Below are 16,539 nucleotides of genomic sequence, written 5' to 3'. Positions count from 1 at the left end.
GCGACGTGCCCTCATCAGCCCGGACCAGAGACCCCCACACCTGAGAGCCCGAGGACGCCGCATGTCTCAGCTTCGCCAGCCGGCCCCACGCGCAGACCGCCGTGAAGGCGGCCGGCACGGCAAGCCGGCCGGGCGGGCCGCCGCGCCGCGACCGGCGGAGACCCACATACGGCCGCAACTGCTGCGTATCGCCGTACTGCCCCCGCTCGCGGTGGCGCTCGGCGCCTGCGCCGCCGTCATCTTCCTCGTACGGTCCACCGGCGTACGCCCCAGCACCGAACTCTGGGCGGTGCTCACCGGAACCTGCGTCGTCACGACGGCGGCCATTCTGATCGCCGCGGTGGCCGCCGACCGCGCGGCCGGCGCCGTCCACGACCGGGTCGTCGGGCTGCGCCGCGCCAGCGCCCGTGGCCAGGCCGAACTGCGCGGCCTGGTCGAACAGTTGCGCAGGGGCGAGGAGCCGCCACCGCGCCGCACCCCCAAGCCCCCGCCGCCGGGCGCCGACGACTTCGACAAACTCTCCGCCGACCTGGCCCGCGCCCAGGACGTGGCCGTCACCGCCGTCGTGCAGGCCACCCAGCTCTCCAGCCAGGCGGGCAGTCAGCAGAAGGTCGAGGTCTTCGTCAACCTGGCGCGGCGACTCCAGTCCCTGGTGCACCGCGAGATCTCGATCCTCGACGACCTGGAGAACGACGTCGAGGACCCGGACCTGCTCAAGGGCCTGTTCCATGTGGACCATCTCGCGACCCGCATCCGCAGGCACGCCGAGAACCTCGCCGTCCTCGGCGGCGCCGTCTCCCGCCGCCAGTGGAGCCACCCGGTCTCCATGACCGAGGTGATGCGCTCCGCCATCGCCGAGGTCGAGCAGTACGCCCGGGTCAAACTGGTCCCGCCGATCGACGGGACGCTGAGCGGGCACGCCGTCGCCGACTGCATCCACCTGCTCGCCGAACTCGTCGAGAACGCCACGGTGTTCTCCGCCCCGCACACCCAGGTCCTGCTCCGCGCCAACCTGGTGACCTCCGGGCTCGCCATCGAGGTCGAGGACCGCGGGCTCGGCATGCCGGTCACCGAGCAGAACAAGATGAACGCCCTGCTCGCCGACCCCGACCAGGTCAACGTCGCCAGCCTGCTCCAGGACGGCCGGATCGGCCTGTTCGTCGTGTCCCAGCTCGCGCGGCGGCACGGCATCACCGTCCGGCTGCAGACCAACATCTACGGGGGAGTCCAGGCCGTCCTCGTCCTGCCGCAGGACCTGCTCGGCTCCGACGAGGGCGAGCACGCGCCCCGGGTGCGCAAGGCCACCGCCGCGGCGACCGCCGACAGTGTGCTGGGCCCGCAGGCCGCCGCCGTCGCGTCCGCGCCGCCCGCACGGCAGGCCCCGCCCGCCGTGCCGCAGCCGCCCCTCGCGGTGCCGCGTCGGCCGGAGGCACCCCCCGTCCCGCCCGGCGCCCCCCGGCCGCTGCCCCAGCGCGTCGCCGGCAGCTCCCGCCCCACCCCGGCCGACGCCGTGCCCGGCATCAGCCCCGAGGACCGCGAAGCCGTGGAGCAGAGCTCGGAAGCCCTGCCCGCGCCCCTGGCCGGACCGGTGCGCGGCACCGCGGAGCGGCCTCTACTGCCCCGGCGCCGAGCCCAGGAACACCTCGCACCACAACTGCGCGGCGGCCCCGCACCGCGCCAGGACGACGAATCGCCCGCCGGGCACGACCCGGGGCTCATGGCGGCGTTCCAGCGCGGCATCACCCTCGCCGAGGCGGCCGATCCGCGCGAGATCCCCTACCGGGCCCCGCGGGACACGGGCGGGAGCGGCACATGACGCCCCGTCACGCGCGCGTGCGGCGCCAGGAGATACCCGACGGGCCGGCGGCCCCCACCACCGAATCCCCCCACCCCACCCCTGCCACCTCTCCCGTGTCCCCCATCACCAGCACCACACCGAGCAGTCCACCAAGGAGTCGATCCCCCATGGCGAGCGATGTGCCGACGGGTCATGTGTCCGATCTCGACTGGCTGATGAGCGGCCTCGTCCAGCGCGTACCCCACACCAACAGCGCCGTGCTCCTCTCCTCCGACGGTCTCGTCAAGTCCGTGCACGGCCTGGACACCGACAGCGCCGACCACATGGCGGCCCTCGCCTCCGGCCTCTACTCGCTGGGGCGCAGCGCCGGCGTCAGGTTCGGCGACGGCGGCGACGTACGACAGGTCGTCGTGGAGCTGGACTCCGCGCTGCTGTTCGTGTCGACCGCCGGATCCGGCACCTGTCTCGCGGTCCTCGCCGGCCGGGAGGCCGACGCCGCCGTGCTCGGCTACGAGATGGCCATGCTCGTCAAGAGCGTGCGGCCCTACCTGGTGACAGCGCCCCGGCAGACCGCGGCCGAACCCTCGGCGATGAGGAATTGAGGGTGGCGGCCCCGCAGGACGGGCCGTGGCTCGACGGTGCGGCAGGCCGCCTCGTACGCCCCTACACGGTCAGCAACGGGCGCACCCGGCCGAGCACGTCGCTCGATCTGCTCACCCTCGTCATGGCCACCGGGACGACCCCCCTCGGCTATCTGGGGCCCGAGCACGGCCAGGCGCTCGACCTGTGCGCCCGGCCCACATCGGTCGCGGAGATCGCCGGGCATCTGAAGCTCCCCGCAGTCGTCGCCAAGGTCATCCTGTCCGACCTCGTCGACTGCGGGGCGGTCACCGCCAAGCCCCCCACGTTCCACGAAAACCCCACTGACCGGTCCCTACTGGAGGCAGTGCTCGATGGACTACGACGACAGCTCTGACCTGTTCCCCACCGCACTGAAGATCCTGGTCGCGGGCGGGTTCGGGGTCGGCAAGACGACCTTTGTCGGAGCGGTCAGCGAGATCGCTCCGCTCAGCACGGAAGAGCTGCTCACGACGGTCAGCGCCGACACCGACCATCTCGACGGCATCGAGAACAAGGTCGAGACGACCGTCGCGATGGACTTCGGCCGCATCACCCTGGACCCCGAACACGTCCTCTACCTCTTCGGCACGCCCGGCCAGGAGCGCTTCTGGTTCATGTGGGACGAGCTGTCCGAAGGCGCGCTCGGAGCGGTGATCCTCGCCGACACCCGGCGCCTGGAGGACTGCTTCGCCGCCGTCGACTTCTTCGAGGAGCGCGGCATGGGATTCATCGTGGCGGTCAACGAGTTCGACGGTGCCTACCGCTACGAACCCGAGGAGGTGCGCGCCGCCATCGACCTGGACCCCCGGGTGCCCGTGGTGCGCTGCGACGCGCGCATCTCCAGCTCCGGCATCCAGACCCTGCTCACCCTCGTCCGGCATCTGCTGGCCCACGCGGCGCCCGCGGCCACCGGCTACGGAGCCCACACGTGACGTACGACGCGACCGGACGTCTGCTGCTGACCCCGGCCGACAAGGAAGGCCCCGAGCGGGCCCGGCGGCTGCTCCGGCTCGACCTGGGGCGGCGGCCCGAGCCCGCCTTCGACCGGTTCGCGGACCGACTCGCCGAGGTGACGAGGGCGCCCTGCGCAATGGTCAACTTCATCGACGAGAGACGGCAGTTCTTCGCCGGGCTGCACACTCCGGACGGCGTCCGCGGCGGCGGCCGGCCGAGCGCGGCGAGGCGTTCCATGGCGCGCGACCACGGCTACTGCCCGCACGTCGTGGCGCGGCGCAGAGCGCTCGTCCTCGACGACGTGCGCGACTACCCGCGGTTCGCGGCCAACCGGGTGGTCGACGAGGTCGGGATCCGCTCCTACCTGGGCGCTCCGCTGCTCGACGACCGTACGGGGCTCGCGCTCGGCACCGTGTGCGTGGTGGACACCGAACCGCGCCTCTGGGGCCGCTCGGGGCTCGCGACCATCAAGGAGATGGCCGGCGAACTGATGGACCTGGTCCGCGAACGCGGAGACGCGAGCCACGGCCTGAGCGGGTGAGGGACGGAGAACGCCTCCCGCACACAGGCGAGTTGGCCGCCCGCGGCGAGGGTCCGAGGGGGCCTGTAGGAAAGCTGCGACGGCGCTTAAGAAAACCTCGATGGACCCGGGGAGCCCTGGTGAGGAAGAGTCGGGGGCGACGGCGGACGACGGCCGTCACCCCCCTCTGCTTGCTACGCGGGTGGCTGCGTGCTGCCCGCGTGCGCGACGACAGGAGCCGAGCCGTTGAAGGCGCTGGTCAAGGAGAAAGCCGAACCGGGACTGTGGCTGACGGACGTGCCCGAACCGTCCATCGGCCCCGGCGAGGTACTGATCAAGGTGCTGCGCACCGGGATCTGCGGCACCGATCTGCACATCCGCGCCTGGGACGGCTGGGCGCAGTCGTCCATCAGCGCCCCCCTCGTCGTCGGCCACGAGTTCGTCGGCGAGGTCGTCGAGACCGGCCGTGACGTCGCCGACATCGCGATCGGGGACACCGTCAGCGGCGAGGGCCACCTCGTGTGCGGCAAGTGCCGCAACTGCCTCGCGGGCCGCCGTCACCTGTGCCGTGCCACGGTCGGCCTGGGCGTGGGCCGCGACGGCGCGTTCGCCGAGTACGTGGCACTGCCCGCCTCCAACGTCTGGGTGCACCGTGTCCCCGTCGACCTGGACGTGGCGGCGATCTTCGACCCGTTCGGCAACGCCGTGCACACCGCCCTGTCCTTCCCGCTGGTCGGCGAGGACGTCCTGATCACCGGCGCCGGCCCCATCGGGCTCATGGCCGCGGCCGTCGCCCGGCACGCCGGTGCCCGCAACGTCGTCATCACCGACGTCAGCGACGAGCGCCTGGACCTGGCGCGCAAGGTCGGGGTCAGCCTCGCCCTGAACGTCGCCACGTCCACCATCGCCGACGGCCAGCGCGAGCTCGGCCTGCGCGAGGGCTTCGACATCGGTCTGGAGATGTCCGGCAACCCGGCCGCGATGCGCGACATGCTCGCCAACATGACCCACGGCGGCAAGATCGCCATGCTCGGCCTGCCGTCCGAGGAGTTCGCCGTCGACTGGGCCCGGATCGTCACCTCGATGATCACGGTCAAGGGCATCTACGGCCGCGAGATGTTCGAGACCTGGTACGCGATGTCGGTCCTCCTGGAAGGCGGCCTCGACCTCGCCCCGGTGATCACCGGCCGGTACGCGTACACCGACTTCGACGCCGCTTTCGACGACGCGGCGAGCGGCCGCGGCGGCAAGGTCATCCTGGACTGGGCTGGCTGATTCTCGCTGTACCCGTCCCTGAAATCCCCCCGCTGACAAGGACTCACGGCATGTTCGACAACGTACGCGCAGACTTCCAGACCACCCTCGACGAGATCGTCGCGGCCGGCCTGCACAAGCCCGAGCGGGTCATCGGCACCCCCCAGTCCGCCACCGTCGGCGTGACCTCGGGCGGCCGTCCCGGCGAGGTGCTGAACTTCTGCGCCAACAACTACCTCGGCCTCGCCGACCACCCCGAGGTCATCGCCGCAGGCCACGCGGCCCTCGACCGCTGGGGCTACGGCATGGCCTCCGTCCGCTTCATCTGCGGCACCCAGGAGGTCCACAAGGAGCTGGAGGCGCGTCTGTCCTCCTTCCTCGGCCAGGAGGACACGATCCTCTACTCCTCCTGCTTCGACGCCAACGGCGGCGTCTTCGAGACGATCCTCGGCCCCGAGGACGCGGTGATCTCCGACGCCCTCAACCACGCCTCGATCATCGACGGCATCCGGCTGTCCAAGGCCAAGCGCTTCCGCTACGCGAACCGCGACATGGCCGACCTGGAGGCCCAGCTCAAGGCGGCCGGTGAGGCCGGCGCCCGCCGCAAGCTCATCGTCACCGACGGCGTCTTCTCCATGGACGGCTACGTCGCGCCGCTCGTAGACATCTGCGACCTCGCCGAGCGCTACGACGCCATGGTCATGGTCGACGACTCGCACGCCGTCGGCTTCGTCGGCCCCGGCGGCCGCGGCACGCCCGAGCTGCACGGCGTCATGGACCGGGTCGACATCATCACCGGCACCCTCGGCAAGGCCCTCGGCGGCGCCTCCGGCGGCTATGTCGCCGCCCGCGCCGAGATCGTCGCCCTGCTGCGCCAGCGCTCGCGCCCCTACCTGTTCTCCAACAGCCTCGCCCCGGTCATCGCCGCGGCCTCGCTGAAGGTCCTCGACCTCCTGGAGTCCGCCGACGACCTGCGCGAGCGGCTGGCCGCCAACACCAAGCTGTTCCGTACGCGGATGACGGAGGAGGGCTTCGACATCCTCCCCGGCGACCACGCCATCGCCCCGGTGATGATCGGGGACGCGGCGGTCGCGGGCCGCATGGCCGAGCTGCTCCTCGAGCGCGGCGTGTACGTGATCGGCTTCTCGTACCCGGTGGTCCCGCAGGACCGGGCCCGGATCCGGGTGCAGCTGTCCGCCGCGCACTCCACCGAGGACGTGAACCGCGCCGTGGACGCCTTCGTCGACGCCCGTGCGCAGCTCGCCTGACCGGTTTGGGACAATAAAGGCATGATCGAAGCGCGGCGGCTGCACATCCTCCGTGCGGTGGCCGACCACCGCACCGTGACGGCGGCTGCCGCCGCGCTCTATCTGACGCCCTCCGCGGTGTCGCAACAGCTCACGGCCCTGGAGCAGGAGACCGGCCACAAGCTGGTCGAGCGCGGCGCCCGCGGCGTACGGCTCACCCCGGCCGGCGAGATCCTGCTGAAGCACACCAACGCCGTCCTGGCCCAGCTGGAGACGGCCGAGGCGGAGCTGGCCGCGTACAGCACCGGCGAGGCGGGCACGGTCACCGTCGCCTCCTTCGCCACCGGTATCGGCCTCGTCGTGGGCCCTGCCCTGGCCCGTCTGGCCAGGACCGCACCCGGCATCCGCGTCCGCGTCCAGGACGCCGAGGGCGACGCCAGCCTGCCCATGCTGCTCGACCGCCGGATCGATGTCGCCGTCGCCGTCGAGTACCGGGGCGCGCCCGGCGCCGACGACGACCGGATCACGAGGGTGCCGCTGTACGCCGAGCCCTTCGACGCGGTGCTGCCCGTCACGCACCGGCTCGCGGACGCCGAGTGGGTGCCCGTGGCGGATCTGGCCAAGGACACCTGGATCGGCCCGTACCCCGGCAACCCCTGCCACGACGTGGTGGTCCTCGCCTGCGAGCACGCCGGATTCTCCCCGCAGTTCGAGCACCTCTCCGACGACTTCCGCGCGGTCGTCTCGCTCGCCTCCGCGGGCGGCGGCGTCGCGCTGGTGCCGCGCTCGGCGCTGCGCGGCATGGATCTCACCGAGGTCGTCGTGCGGCCCATCGACGGCGTGGTGCCGACCCGCAAGGTCTTCGCCGCGGTCCGGCACGGTGCCGAGACCCACCCGCTGATCCGCCCGGTGCTCGACGCGCTGGGGGAGGCCGCGGCCGCCTGAGGGCGGGACGCCCGGCGCCGGGCCGGCGCTTTCAGAGCGCCCCGCCCGCCGCGTCGTGGAACACCTCGGGCCAGTACACGTATTCGTCCCGAGCGTCCGGATCATCCGGATCGCCCTGGCTGTTCGACTCTCGGCAGGCCCCCGGATCCCATGCCGCCAGGGTCGCCAGCAGGATCTCCGCGAGATGGACGTAGAAGTCGTCGGTGCCGCCCTTGAGGTCGTGGCGCTCCACGAGGTCCCGCGCCGTCCCGTGCATCCACAGCGCGAACGCCAGTGAGGAGATGTCGGCGTTCATCGGAGTCAGCCGGTCATAGGTGCACGGCGCGTGGTGGACCGCGCCGGTGCGGCCGTCGAGCACCACGTCCACGTCCTGCGGGGTGCTGCCGAGGTGCAGCCGCTGGTCGGCGTCGGCCACGGGCGGGTGGCCGTCGGCGTCCTCGTACAGGTGCCGCAGCTCCGGGTTCCGCGCGGACTCCGCGTGATCCTCGGCCAGCGTGCGCAGCGGGGCGTCCGGCGGTCCGGCGGCGCAGAACGACGGGGCCTCCTTCGGCAGCCCGACCTCGCCGAGGAACCGCCGCGTCGGCTCGTGCACCAGCGCGCTCGGCAACTCGTCCGGCGCGAAACGGCGCACCCCGTCCTCCCCGAACACATCGACCAGGGCCCGCGCGGGCAGATCGAGCAGCAGCCCGCGTCCCGGCGCCGCGATCAGCGCGAGCGGCTTGACGACCGCGACGATCCGCCAGAGGTTCGGCAGCGCGAGCGGCCACTGTTCCGGTCCGCGGTCGACGCCCCAGTCCTGCGCGGCCCAGCTCTCCCCGCCCAGCACCGCGACCAGCCGCTCGCTCGCCTCCCGCACGGCTTCGGGCCCCGAGTGCCCGGTCAGGTCGGCGAACCGGCCGCACCGCCCGTCGAAGTCCGCGACCGCGTCCACCAGGCGGCGCAGCGACTCCATGGAGGGGGCCAGCGGATGCACCTGGGCGTAGCGGGGGTCGTACAGGTCGAGGAGGTACACCCGGTCCGAGCCGGGGTCCCTGACCACCTCCTGCTCCAGGGGTAGGAACTGCCCGACCACTTCCAGTCCCGCGATGTACGGATCGAGCCCCCGCGGATCGAACCTGTCCGGGACGCACTCCACCGCCCGCCGTAGGGGAGCCCCGCCGTGCATAACGCGACCAGCGCCGGTCCCTGCCCCATGAACACCCTCCCCCGTCGTGGACCGTGAACGGCGCCCACCGTAGTGGCGGCCACTGACAATGCCCCGGCTCGATGGGCGGCTTCTGACAAGCCCCGGCGTCCCGCCGGGGCGATCCCCGTAACCTGGATGTTTCATATCTGGGATACCGTGCCGAATATGAGACGCGAGAGTGAGTCACCCGGAAGCGGCACCGAGGGGGACGCCGACCCCGTCGACACCAGACTCGGCGCCCGCCTGTCCGAGCTGCGGGCCGAGCGCGGCTGGTCCCTCGGTGAGCTGGCGGACCGCAGCGGAGTGAGCCGCTCCACCCTCTCCCGCGCCGAGCGGGCCGAGATCAGCCCGACCGCGGCCCTCCTGAACCGGCTCTGCGCCGTGTACGGCCGCACCATGTCGCAACTCCTGAGCGAGGTCGAGTCCGCACCGGCCCAGGTGGTGCGCGCCGCCGACCAGCCCGTCTGGCGCGACGACGCCAGCGGCTTCACGCGCCGCTCGGTCTCCCCGCCGCTCGCCGGACTGCGCGCCGAGATCGTCGAGGGCACCCTGGAGCCGTACGGCGACATCGCCTACGACCGCCCGCCCGTCCCCGGCCTCGAACAGCACATCTGGGTCCTCGACGGCCTGCTCGACCTCACGGTGCAGAGCGTCACCCACCGGCTCGCCGCCGGTGACTGCCTCCGCTTCCGCCTGTGGGGCCCCACGCACTTCCACTGCCCCGGCCCCGAACCCGTCCGATACGCGCTGATGGTGGTGCTCCCGTGACATCCCCGACCCTGCTGACCCCCGCGCGGTTCCCCTCCTGGACGACGCCCCTGGGCGACCTTCTGCTGGACGTCGTCGCGGGCGGCGGCTCCCTCGGATTCCTCGACGGGCTCACCCGGGACGAGGCGATCGCCTGGTGGCGCGCGCTCACCCCAGCCGTCACCCGCGGCGACATCGCCGTCTGGGCCGTACCCGACACCGACGGCCGCTGCCTCGGCACGATCACCCTCGGCTTCACCGGGATGCCCAACGGCCGCCACCGCGCCGAGGTGCGCAAACTGATGGTGCACAGCGCCGCCCGCGGCCGGGGCCTCGGCCGCGTCCTGCTCGCGACCGCCGAGCGCGCCGCCGCCGACCGCGGCATCACCCTGCTCGTCCTCGACACGGAGACCGACAGCCCCGCCGAGGGCTTCTACCGGGCCGCGGGCTGGCAGCGCGTCGGCACGATCCCGGACTACGCGGCCGATACCGCCGGGGTCCTGCGCCCCACGACGCTCTACTACAAGCGCCCCGAGGAGCGGGCCGGAACCGCGGCCTGACGGGGGCCCGGCGACTCCTGGTCCCGCCGCTGTCCGGGTGTCGCAGGAATGGAGCCTTCCGGGGTAGGGGAGATGCAGGCCGACACACCCGCCGACCACGCACCGAGTCCGCCGGACCGCCCGAGAAGGAGCCGCCCATGCCCGCCACCGAACCCACGTACACCACCAGCGCCCTCAGCGCCGGCGACGGCGCGGCCGTGGCCACGTACACCTGGCTGCCGGCCGGGGGCAGGCCGCGCGCCTTCGTGCAGATCGCGCACGGAGCCGCGGAACACGGTCTGCGCTACGACCGGTTCGCCCGCCACCTCACCGCCCACGGCTACGCCGTCATCGCCTCCGACCACCGCGGCCACGGCGCCACCGCCGCGACCACCGGCGGCTACGGCGTCACCGACGACGCCGACCCCGGCACCGTCGACGCCTGGGTGTCGATCGTCGAGGACCTGAAGGCCATCGGCGACCAGGCCAGGGCCCTCCACCCGGACGTCCCGTTCGTCCTCCTCGGGCACAGCCTCGGCTCGCTCCTCGCCCGCGAATACGCCCAGCGGTACGCCGACGACCTGGTGGGACTGATCCTCTCCGGGACCTTCCGCTCCCTGCCCGGAGCCGACAACGAGGGCTCGATCGCGGACCTGGAGGCCCAGATCGCGCGCGACGGCCGTGCGGCTCCGTGCTCCTTCGTCCCCGACCTGTTCACCTCCTTCAACGACCCCTACGAGCACCGCACCGGCTTCGAATGGCTCTCGCGGGACGAGGCCGAGGTCGACCAGTACGTCGCCGACGAGCGTTGCGGCTTCCCGTTCGCGACGGGCCTGTCCCTGGACTTCGTCCGCGCGGTGCGCCGCATCAACGACCCCGCGAACCTTGCGCGCATCCCCGCCGACCTGCCGATCCACGTCGCCGCCGGCACCGAGGACCCCTGCAACCAGCGCATGACCCTCGTCCACGAGCTGCTGGAGGACCTCCGCTACGTGGGCGTGGAGGACCTGACCTGGAAGGGCTACGAGGGCGCCCGCCACGAGATCCTGAACGAGACCAACCGCGCCGAGGTCCAGGACGACCTGACCGCCTGGCTGGACAAGCGCGTGCCCTGAGCGGACGCCGACGGGCCGTTGTCAGTGGGCTTGGCTACGGTTCCTTCCATGCCCGACGCCGAAGACGTACGCACCATCGCCCTGTCGCTGCCGGACACGACGGAGAAGCTCGCCTGGAGCATGCCCACGTTCCGGGTGGCGGGCAGGATGTTCGCCACGCTGCCCGAGGAGGAGACCTCGATCGCCGTGCGCTGCCCCAAGGTCGAGCGCGACGAGCTGGTGCGGGCGGAGCCGGACAAGTTCTGGATCGCCGACCACGAGGCGTCCTTCGCGTGGGTGCGCGTCCGGCTCGCCGCGCTCGACGACACGGACGAGCTGCGCGACATCCTCGCCGACTCCTGGCGCCAGGCCGCCTCGACCCGACTCCTCGCGTCCCACCCGGAATTGGGCGTGATCACCACGGACTGAAATCGGCTGGGGCGGGCGGGGGAGCGCGTGACATCATCCGCCCGTCGGGGAGGATCACGCGCGGGAGGAGCCGGGGCGGGGATGAGGGGTACGACAAAGCGGGGCCACGGAGGCGGCCGCGGCATCTGGTCACGGGACTTCGGGCTCTTCTTCACCGCGCGGGCCGTCGCCAAGCTGGGCGACACCATGCTGCCCGTCGCGCTCGCCGCCGGACTGCTCCAGTACGGGTACGGAGCGGGCGCCGTCGGCCTCGCGATGGCGGCGTCCGTCGCCTGCTTCGCCGGGCTCGTCGTCTTCGGCGGCGTGATCGCCGACCGCTTCGACACCCGCCTCCTCATGATCGGCGCCGACGCCACCCGCCTGGTCACCCAGTCCCTGGCCGCCGTCATGTTCTTCACGGGTCACGTCGTGCTCTGGGAGATCTGCGTCATCGGCGCGGTCAACGGCACGGCGTCCGCGCTGTTCCAGCCCGGCGTCGCCAGCACCGTGCCCCGCCTCGCCGACGACGTCCAGGCGGCGAACGGCGCGATACGCGTGGCCGAGTCGGGCTCCCAGCTCGCGGGCCCGGCCGTGGCGGGCCTGCTCGTCGCGTTCGTCTCCCCGGGCCTGGTCTTCGCCGCCCACGCGGGGACGTACGCCCTGAGCGCCCTGTGTCTAGTGCTCCTCCGGCTCCCTCCGGCGCCCCCGGACGACAGCCCCGCCCCCACGGCCACCACCTTCCGCACCGAACTGATCGAGGGCTGGCGGGAGTTCCGGTCCCGTACCTGGCTCTGGGGCGTCATCGCCGTCTGGTGCGTGCTGATGATCGGCGCCTTCGGCCCGGCCGTCCCGCTCGTCGCCACCCAGGTCACCCAGGAGCACGGCCCGCGCGCCTACGGCCTGGTCAACTCCGCCCTCGGCGCGGGCACCGTCATCGGCGGCCTGATCGCCCTGCGCCTGCGCCCGCGCCGGATGCTGCGGGCCGGCTCCCTCGCCCTGTTCTCCTTCGCCCTCTTCCCGGCGGTGGTCGGCGCGGGCCTGAGCGTCCCCGGGATGATGGCGGGCTGCGTGGTCGCGGGCGCCGGCATGTCCTTCTGGGGCGTGATGTGGGCGACCAGCGTCCAGACCCAGGTCCCGCGCGACGTCCTCAACCGCATCCACGCCTACGACGTCGCGGGCTCCCTCGCCATGCAGCCCGTGGGCCAGGCCCTCGCGGGCCCGGCGGCCGGCGCCTTCGGCACGCACCACGTCCTGCTCACGGGCGGCGCGGTCACCCTCGGCTGCGCGGTCGTGCTGCTCCTGATCCCCGCCGTCCGGGGCCTGGTCCGCGCCGACGCGACGCCCGTACGCTCCGTGCCCGAGCCCAGGGCCGAGCTGCCGGACCACCCTCGAGCCGCAGCTCCGGGCCCGCAGACCCCGCCATCGGGGGCCCGGCACAGGCCCTAGGCCGGAACCCCCTGGGCGCCCGCGCCGAGAAAGCCGCTGATGCGCTCCCGCAGTCCCGCCGCGTCGAGCCCGTGCGCCGCGACGTGCTCGTCCAGCGACCCGTAACGCCGCAGCTCACGCCGCCCCACACCCAGGCCGAGCACCCGATGGGGCACATCGGTGAGCGCGTCGTTGACGACCCCCGTGGACGTCCCGGCCAGATACGGCTCGACGAGCACGACGTCGGCGGCCCCCGCCCCCACGGCCCGCCGCAGCCCGGCGGCGTCGAAGGGCCGTACCGTCGTCGCGTAGAGCACGCTCACATCGAGCCCCTCGGTGGCGGCGAGCACCTGATCGAGCAGCGGCCCGACGGCGACGACGACCCCGCGCCGCCCTTCCCGCACGGTCAGCAGATGCTGCCCGTCGACGGGCAGGGCCTCCCGGTTGGCCTGCACCGAAAGCCGTACGTACACCCGCTCGTCACCCGCCCCGATCGCCTGCCGCAGCAGCACCTCGGCCTCGTCCGGATGCCCCGGCACCTGCACACTCCACCCGTCCAGCGTGTCGAGCAGCGCCACGTCCCCCGGCGCCATGTGGGTGAAGCCCCCGCCCGACACGTCGTACGAACCGCCGGCGCTGACCAGCACCCCACCCACACCCTGATGCCCGAAGTCCAGCTTCACCTGCTCGAACGGCCGCTCCACGAGAAAGCTCGCGAAGGTGTGCAGGACCGGCCGCATCCCGGCGAGCGCGAGCCCGGCACCGGCTCCGACCAGCAGCTGCTCCCTGATGCCCACGTTGATCACACGGTCCGGATGGCGTCGCTGGGTGTCGAGGAATTGCGCGAGGCCGATCTCGGCGAGCACGACGGCGACGCGGGGATCCTCGTCGAGGATCCGGGAGAGGACAGGGGCGAAACGGTCACGCATGGTGTCCATGACTGGACGTCCTTTCAGGGTTGCTTCCGGTGCTCAGAACTTCGGCTCGACCCGCGCGACGACGACGTGCGGCCGCCCGGGATGCGGGGCGGTGAACGCCTCGTACAGCGCTTCGTGATCACGCCCGTCGACGGACACCGCGGACCAGCCGGCCACCTCGAACCGCGCGGCGATGCCCCCGGCCGTGCCGTACGTGGCGGAACCGTTGTCGATCACGACCGCCCGCAGCCCTTCGAGGCCCACGGCACCGGCGAAGGCGATGGCCTCGTGATTGCTGCCCTCGTCGAGCTCGGCGTCCCCGACCAGCGTCCACACCGCGGGCTCCGTGCGGCCCTGGGCGCGCAGTCCGAGCGCGACCCCCACGGCGATCGGCAGCCCGTGCCCCAGCGACCCGCTGCCGATCTCGGCACCCGGCACCAGCATCCGGTCGGGGTGCTGCCCGAGCGGCGACGCGAACTCCCCGAACCCGCTCAACCACTCCACGGGCAGGAACCCCTTCGCGGCGAGCACCGCGTAGTAGGCCATCGGCCCGTGCCCCTTCGAGAGCAGGAACCGGTCGCGCCCCGGATCGTCGACGGTCCCGGGCGTGACCCGCAGCACCTTGTCGTACAGCACCCACAGCACATCGAGCGTGGAGGTGGCCGACGGCCCGTGCTTCTCGTCCCCGGTCATCAGCCCCATGAGCCGGGGGAGGTCGGTGTACCGGTACGGGGTGCGTCGTTCTGTCGTCGCTGTCATGTCCAGCACTCTGCAACCTCAAGCAACCTTGAGGTCAACCCCCGACTCGCGCCCCGCCCCGAAAGGGATGCGCGACCACGGCCCCGAGTGCGGTATGGTTTCCGTGCGCGTTCGGCCTGGGGAAAGCCCAGGTCAGCGAGGCTCGGGACGTGGCGCAGCTTGGTAGCGCACTTGACTGGGGGTCAAGGGGTCGCAGGTTCAAATCCTGTCGTCCCGACTGGAGACAGTCGCAGTTGAAGGCCGGTATCGGAGAAATCCGAGACCGGCCTTCGATCGTTTCTGGGGATCGTCCAAGGGCGCTGTCGTAGTCCTGTCGGACGGAATCGGCAGGGGCGTGCACCGGGCTTTCCGCCGGGCGTCCCCAACTCGCCCGCAGGAGTACCGTGGAGGGACCAAGGGCACTTCGCACTCCGGCATCCACGCGGGTCTCGTCCTCGGTGAGCAATGGCATCGGAGGCGGCCGCCGCGCCGTTCCCGAAGACGGGTTCGCATCATGACCGCGACCATCACGCCCCCACGACACCCCCTCCCTCCTCCGTCTCCCGTTGCCCGCGTGGCGCTGAAGTCCCCGACGGGAGGGGGCCTGCTGGACGGTGCCTGGTGGCCCCGTTCGCGCGACCTGGCCGCCGAACTGCCTTCTTTGGCTGAGGCATTGGGCCCGCTGTGGGGCCGGATCACCCGTGTCGCCGTCAATCCGATGCTCTGGCCCGTCGTCCCGCGCAAGGTGACCGTTCGCGACCACGTGCTGAAGATCGGCTGGTTCACCCCCGAACTCGACCCGCACAAGCTGCTGTTGCTCTCCTACGGGACCGGCCGCTGGGACCTTCTGGTGATCCCGCCCGAGACCGACGGCGCGAGTGCCGACCGGCTGATGGCCGCCGCCTGCGACCCGGACGGACCCGCACTGACCGCCACCGCTCTCATCGCCGCCGAGACAGCCCGCCATGACGACATCACCGTCGACGACCGGGCGCGGAGCACGGAGGAGTCGTGGGAGGACGAGGGCGGAGCGACCTCCGCCCACGCGGCGACCACCGCCCACGTGGCGACCGTCCCGCACGGGGCGAGCGCCACCCACGCCGTCGCCCCGGCTGCCGCCGTCCGCGCCGCCGTAGTGACCCGGGGACGGTGAGACCGCCATGGACGCCGCACTCACCGCGGCCTGCTTCCTGCTGCTGATCGCCGGGGCCGCGTACGTGATCCACCGCCTCGACACCCAGCGCGCCGAGAGGGCCCTCTTGCGCACTCACCGCGGCGAACCGCCCGGGCGCCGGGGCCTCACCGAAGCGGGGGAGGGGGCCGTCCCGCCTCTCCCGGCTCAGCCGCCGGTCGTCCCCGCCGACCGGCACGACCATCGTGACGGGGGACGCGGCCGCTTCCCGGCACGCCGCCGTCGCGACCGCACCACGCACAAGCAGGCCCGCTGAGCCGGGCCGTACCCGCCGGGGCCGTGAGGGGAGTCCGGATGGCCGAGGTGTATCTGCGCAGGCTCACCCGATGGCAGGCCGAGCAGCAGCGGCAGGACGTCGCCGACATGTACGTCACGGCGTACCGTGGTGCGGCTGGGGCCGAATACAGCGACCGCGGCGGCTTCCTGCGTCGCTTCGAGCGGAACGTCGGACACGACGGCTTCGACATGACGGTCGCCGACGCGTCGGGTCTGGTCGGCTGCGGCTACGGGTACCGCCTGGACCGCGACGGGGCGTGGTGGGCCGACTATCCCGTCGAGGTGTCGCCGCAGACGGAGGAACTCACCGCGTCCGGGCGCGTGTTCGCGCTCACCGAGCTGATGGTGCTGCCCGGATACCGTCGTCAGGGTGTCGCGACCCGGCTCGGGGAACTGCTGCTCTCCCGGCACTCCCATGACCTGGTGGTGGCTGGGGTGGACCCTGACGTGGCCTCGGCCGGGTTCAGGGATCTGCTCCGGGCCTGGGGCTGGAAGGAACTGCCGGTTTCGCGGCCGGGCACGACGACGGGGAGTACGGACCGCGAGCGCCGCGAGGTGTGGGCGCGCGGCCCGGTGCAGTGAGCCGGCGAGCCCTCCGGGAGCCCGGGCGGCGCAACAGGCCTGTTCCCGCATCTCCCGTGCGCCTGAGCAAGGCGTACCTGCGAGGACGGGACGCGG

19 protein-coding genes and 1 tRNA gene are annotated in these 16,539 nt (G+C 72.6%); 17 read left to right on the top strand and 3 right to left on the bottom strand.

Annotation, left to right across the window (positions count from 1 at the left end; translation table 11 throughout):
• Window positions 1–61: 61 nt before the first annotated feature.
• The 8 genes from ABT127_RS11190 to ABT127_RS11155 all read left to right on the top strand — a co-directional run bounded on the left by ABT127_RS11190 (window position 62) and on the right by ABT127_RS11155 (window position 7,339).
• Window positions 62–1,816: a sensor histidine kinase gene (locus tag ABT127_RS11190; protein ID WP_351447094.1), complete on the top strand. Its 1,755-nt coding sequence runs from the start codon at window positions 62–64 to the stop codon at window positions 1,814–1,816.
• A gap of 149 nt (window positions 1,817–1,965) precedes the next feature.
• A complete protein-coding gene (locus ABT127_RS11185; RefSeq protein WP_351447092.1) occupies window positions 1,966–2,400 on the top strand; it encodes a roadblock/LC7 domain-containing protein in 435 nt (144 codons plus the stop codon).
• A gap of 2 nt (window positions 2,401–2,402) precedes the next feature.
• Window positions 2,403–2,774: a DUF742 domain-containing protein gene (locus ABT127_RS11180; RefSeq protein WP_351447089.1), complete on the top strand. Its 372-nt coding sequence runs from the start codon at window positions 2,403–2,405 to the stop codon at window positions 2,772–2,774.
• Window positions 2,752–3,351, top strand: coding sequence for a GTP-binding protein (locus tag ABT127_RS11175; protein ID WP_351447086.1), 600 nt, complete (start codon window positions 2,752–2,754; stop codon window positions 3,349–3,351). The genes ABT127_RS11180 and ABT127_RS11175 overlap by 23 nt, the downstream gene beginning before the upstream one ends.
• Window positions 3,348–3,914, top strand: coding sequence for a GAF domain-containing protein (locus ABT127_RS11170; protein WP_351447083.1), 567 nt, complete (start codon window positions 3,348–3,350; stop codon window positions 3,912–3,914). Before ABT127_RS11175 ends, ABT127_RS11170 begins: the two co-directional genes overlap by 4 nt.
• Window positions 3,915–4,139: 225 nt before the next feature.
• Window positions 4,140–5,168 (top strand): L-threonine 3-dehydrogenase, encoded by a 1,029-nt coding sequence (gene tdh, locus ABT127_RS11165; protein ID WP_351447081.1) that lies wholly within the window; start codon window positions 4,140–4,142, stop codon window positions 5,166–5,168.
• Between the two features lie 50 nt (window positions 5,169–5,218).
• Window positions 5,219–6,415 carry a glycine C-acetyltransferase gene (locus tag ABT127_RS11160; protein WP_351447078.1) on the top strand — a complete coding sequence of 399 codons (1,197 nt, stop codon included), beginning with the start codon at window positions 5,219–5,221 and terminating at the stop codon, window positions 6,413–6,415.
• Window positions 6,416–6,436: 21 nt separating this feature from the next.
• Window positions 6,437–7,339, top strand: coding sequence for a LysR family transcriptional regulator (locus ABT127_RS11155; RefSeq protein ID WP_351447075.1), 903 nt, complete (start codon window positions 6,437–6,439; stop codon window positions 7,337–7,339).
• A 31-nt stretch (window positions 7,340–7,370) separates the two neighbouring features.
• Here the strand turns inward: ABT127_RS11155 and ABT127_RS11150 are convergent, their stop codons facing one another.
• Window positions 7,371–8,378 carry an SUKH-4 family immunity protein gene (locus tag ABT127_RS11150; protein ID WP_351447073.1) on the bottom strand — a complete coding sequence of 336 codons (1,008 nt, stop codon included), beginning with the start codon at window positions 8,376–8,378 and terminating at the stop codon, window positions 7,371–7,373.
• 312 nt (window positions 8,379–8,690) lie between these two features.
• Here ABT127_RS11150 and ABT127_RS11145 point away from each other — a divergent pair, with 312 nt between their 5' ends.
• The 5 genes from ABT127_RS11145 to ABT127_RS11125 all read left to right on the top strand — a co-directional run bounded on the left by ABT127_RS11145 (window position 8,691) and on the right by ABT127_RS11125 (window position 12,759).
• Window positions 8,691–9,293, top strand: a complete 603-nt coding sequence (locus ABT127_RS11145; RefSeq protein ID WP_351447070.1) for a helix-turn-helix domain-containing protein — start codon at window positions 8,691–8,693, stop codon at window positions 9,291–9,293.
• Window positions 9,290–9,832, top strand: a complete 543-nt coding sequence (locus ABT127_RS11140; RefSeq protein ID WP_502971679.1) for a GNAT family N-acetyltransferase — start codon at window positions 9,290–9,292, stop codon at window positions 9,830–9,832. The genes ABT127_RS11145 and ABT127_RS11140 overlap by 4 nt, the downstream gene beginning before the upstream one ends.
• A gap of 137 nt (window positions 9,833–9,969) precedes the next feature.
• Window positions 9,970–10,926, top strand: coding sequence for an alpha/beta fold hydrolase (locus tag ABT127_RS11135; protein WP_351447068.1), 957 nt, complete (start codon window positions 9,970–9,972; stop codon window positions 10,924–10,926).
• 48 nt (window positions 10,927–10,974) lie between these two features.
• Entirely contained in the window at window positions 10,975–11,334 is a 360-nt protein-coding gene (locus tag ABT127_RS11130; protein WP_351447065.1) for an MmcQ/YjbR family DNA-binding protein, read from the top strand.
• A gap of 81 nt (window positions 11,335–11,415) precedes the next feature.
• Window positions 11,416–12,759, top strand: coding sequence for an MFS transporter (locus ABT127_RS11125; protein WP_351447062.1), 1,344 nt, complete (start codon window positions 11,416–11,418; stop codon window positions 12,757–12,759).
• Here ABT127_RS11125 and ABT127_RS11120 read toward each other — a convergent pair.
• On the bottom strand, window positions 12,756–13,676 hold the full coding sequence (locus ABT127_RS11120) for a transketolase family protein (RefSeq protein ID WP_351447059.1): 921 nt from the start codon (window positions 13,674–13,676) through the stop codon (window positions 12,756–12,758). The genes ABT127_RS11125 and ABT127_RS11120 overlap by 4 nt on opposite strands.
• 33 nt (window positions 13,677–13,709) lie before the next feature.
• A complete protein-coding gene (locus ABT127_RS11115) occupies window positions 13,710–14,414 on the bottom strand; it encodes a thiamine pyrophosphate-binding protein (protein WP_351447056.1) in 705 nt (234 codons plus the stop codon).
• A 143-nt stretch (window positions 14,415–14,557) separates the two neighbouring features.
• Between ABT127_RS11115 and ABT127_RS11110 the strand changes: the two genes are divergently transcribed.
• The 4 genes from ABT127_RS11110 (at window position 14,558) to ABT127_RS11095 (ending at window position 16,443) form a co-directional block, all read left to right on the top strand.
• Window positions 14,558–14,631 (top strand) — tRNA-Pro (locus ABT127_RS11110).
• Between the two features lie 336 nt (window positions 14,632–14,967).
• Window positions 14,968–15,546, top strand: a complete 579-nt coding sequence (locus ABT127_RS11105) for a DUF5994 family protein (RefSeq protein WP_351447054.1) — start codon at window positions 14,968–14,970, stop codon at window positions 15,544–15,546.
• 7 nt (window positions 15,547–15,553) lie between these two features.
• A complete protein-coding gene (locus ABT127_RS11100; protein ID WP_351447052.1) occupies window positions 15,554–15,841 on the top strand; it encodes a hypothetical protein in 288 nt (95 codons plus the stop codon).
• A gap of 38 nt (window positions 15,842–15,879) precedes the next feature.
• The gene (locus ABT127_RS11095; protein ID WP_351447050.1) at window positions 15,880–16,443 is read left to right on the top strand and encodes a hypothetical protein; all 564 of its coding nucleotides are present in this window, start codon (window positions 15,880–15,882) and stop codon (window positions 16,441–16,443) included.
• Window positions 16,444–16,539 lie beyond the last annotated feature (96 nt).

This window comes from Streptomyces sp. NPDC001904 (assembly GCF_040297005.1).
GTDB lineage: Bacteria > Actinomycetota > Actinomycetes > Streptomycetales > Streptomycetaceae > Streptomyces.
The sequence above is the reverse complement of the archived record's forward strand: the minus strand, read 5'-3'. Positions and strand labels throughout refer to the sequence as shown.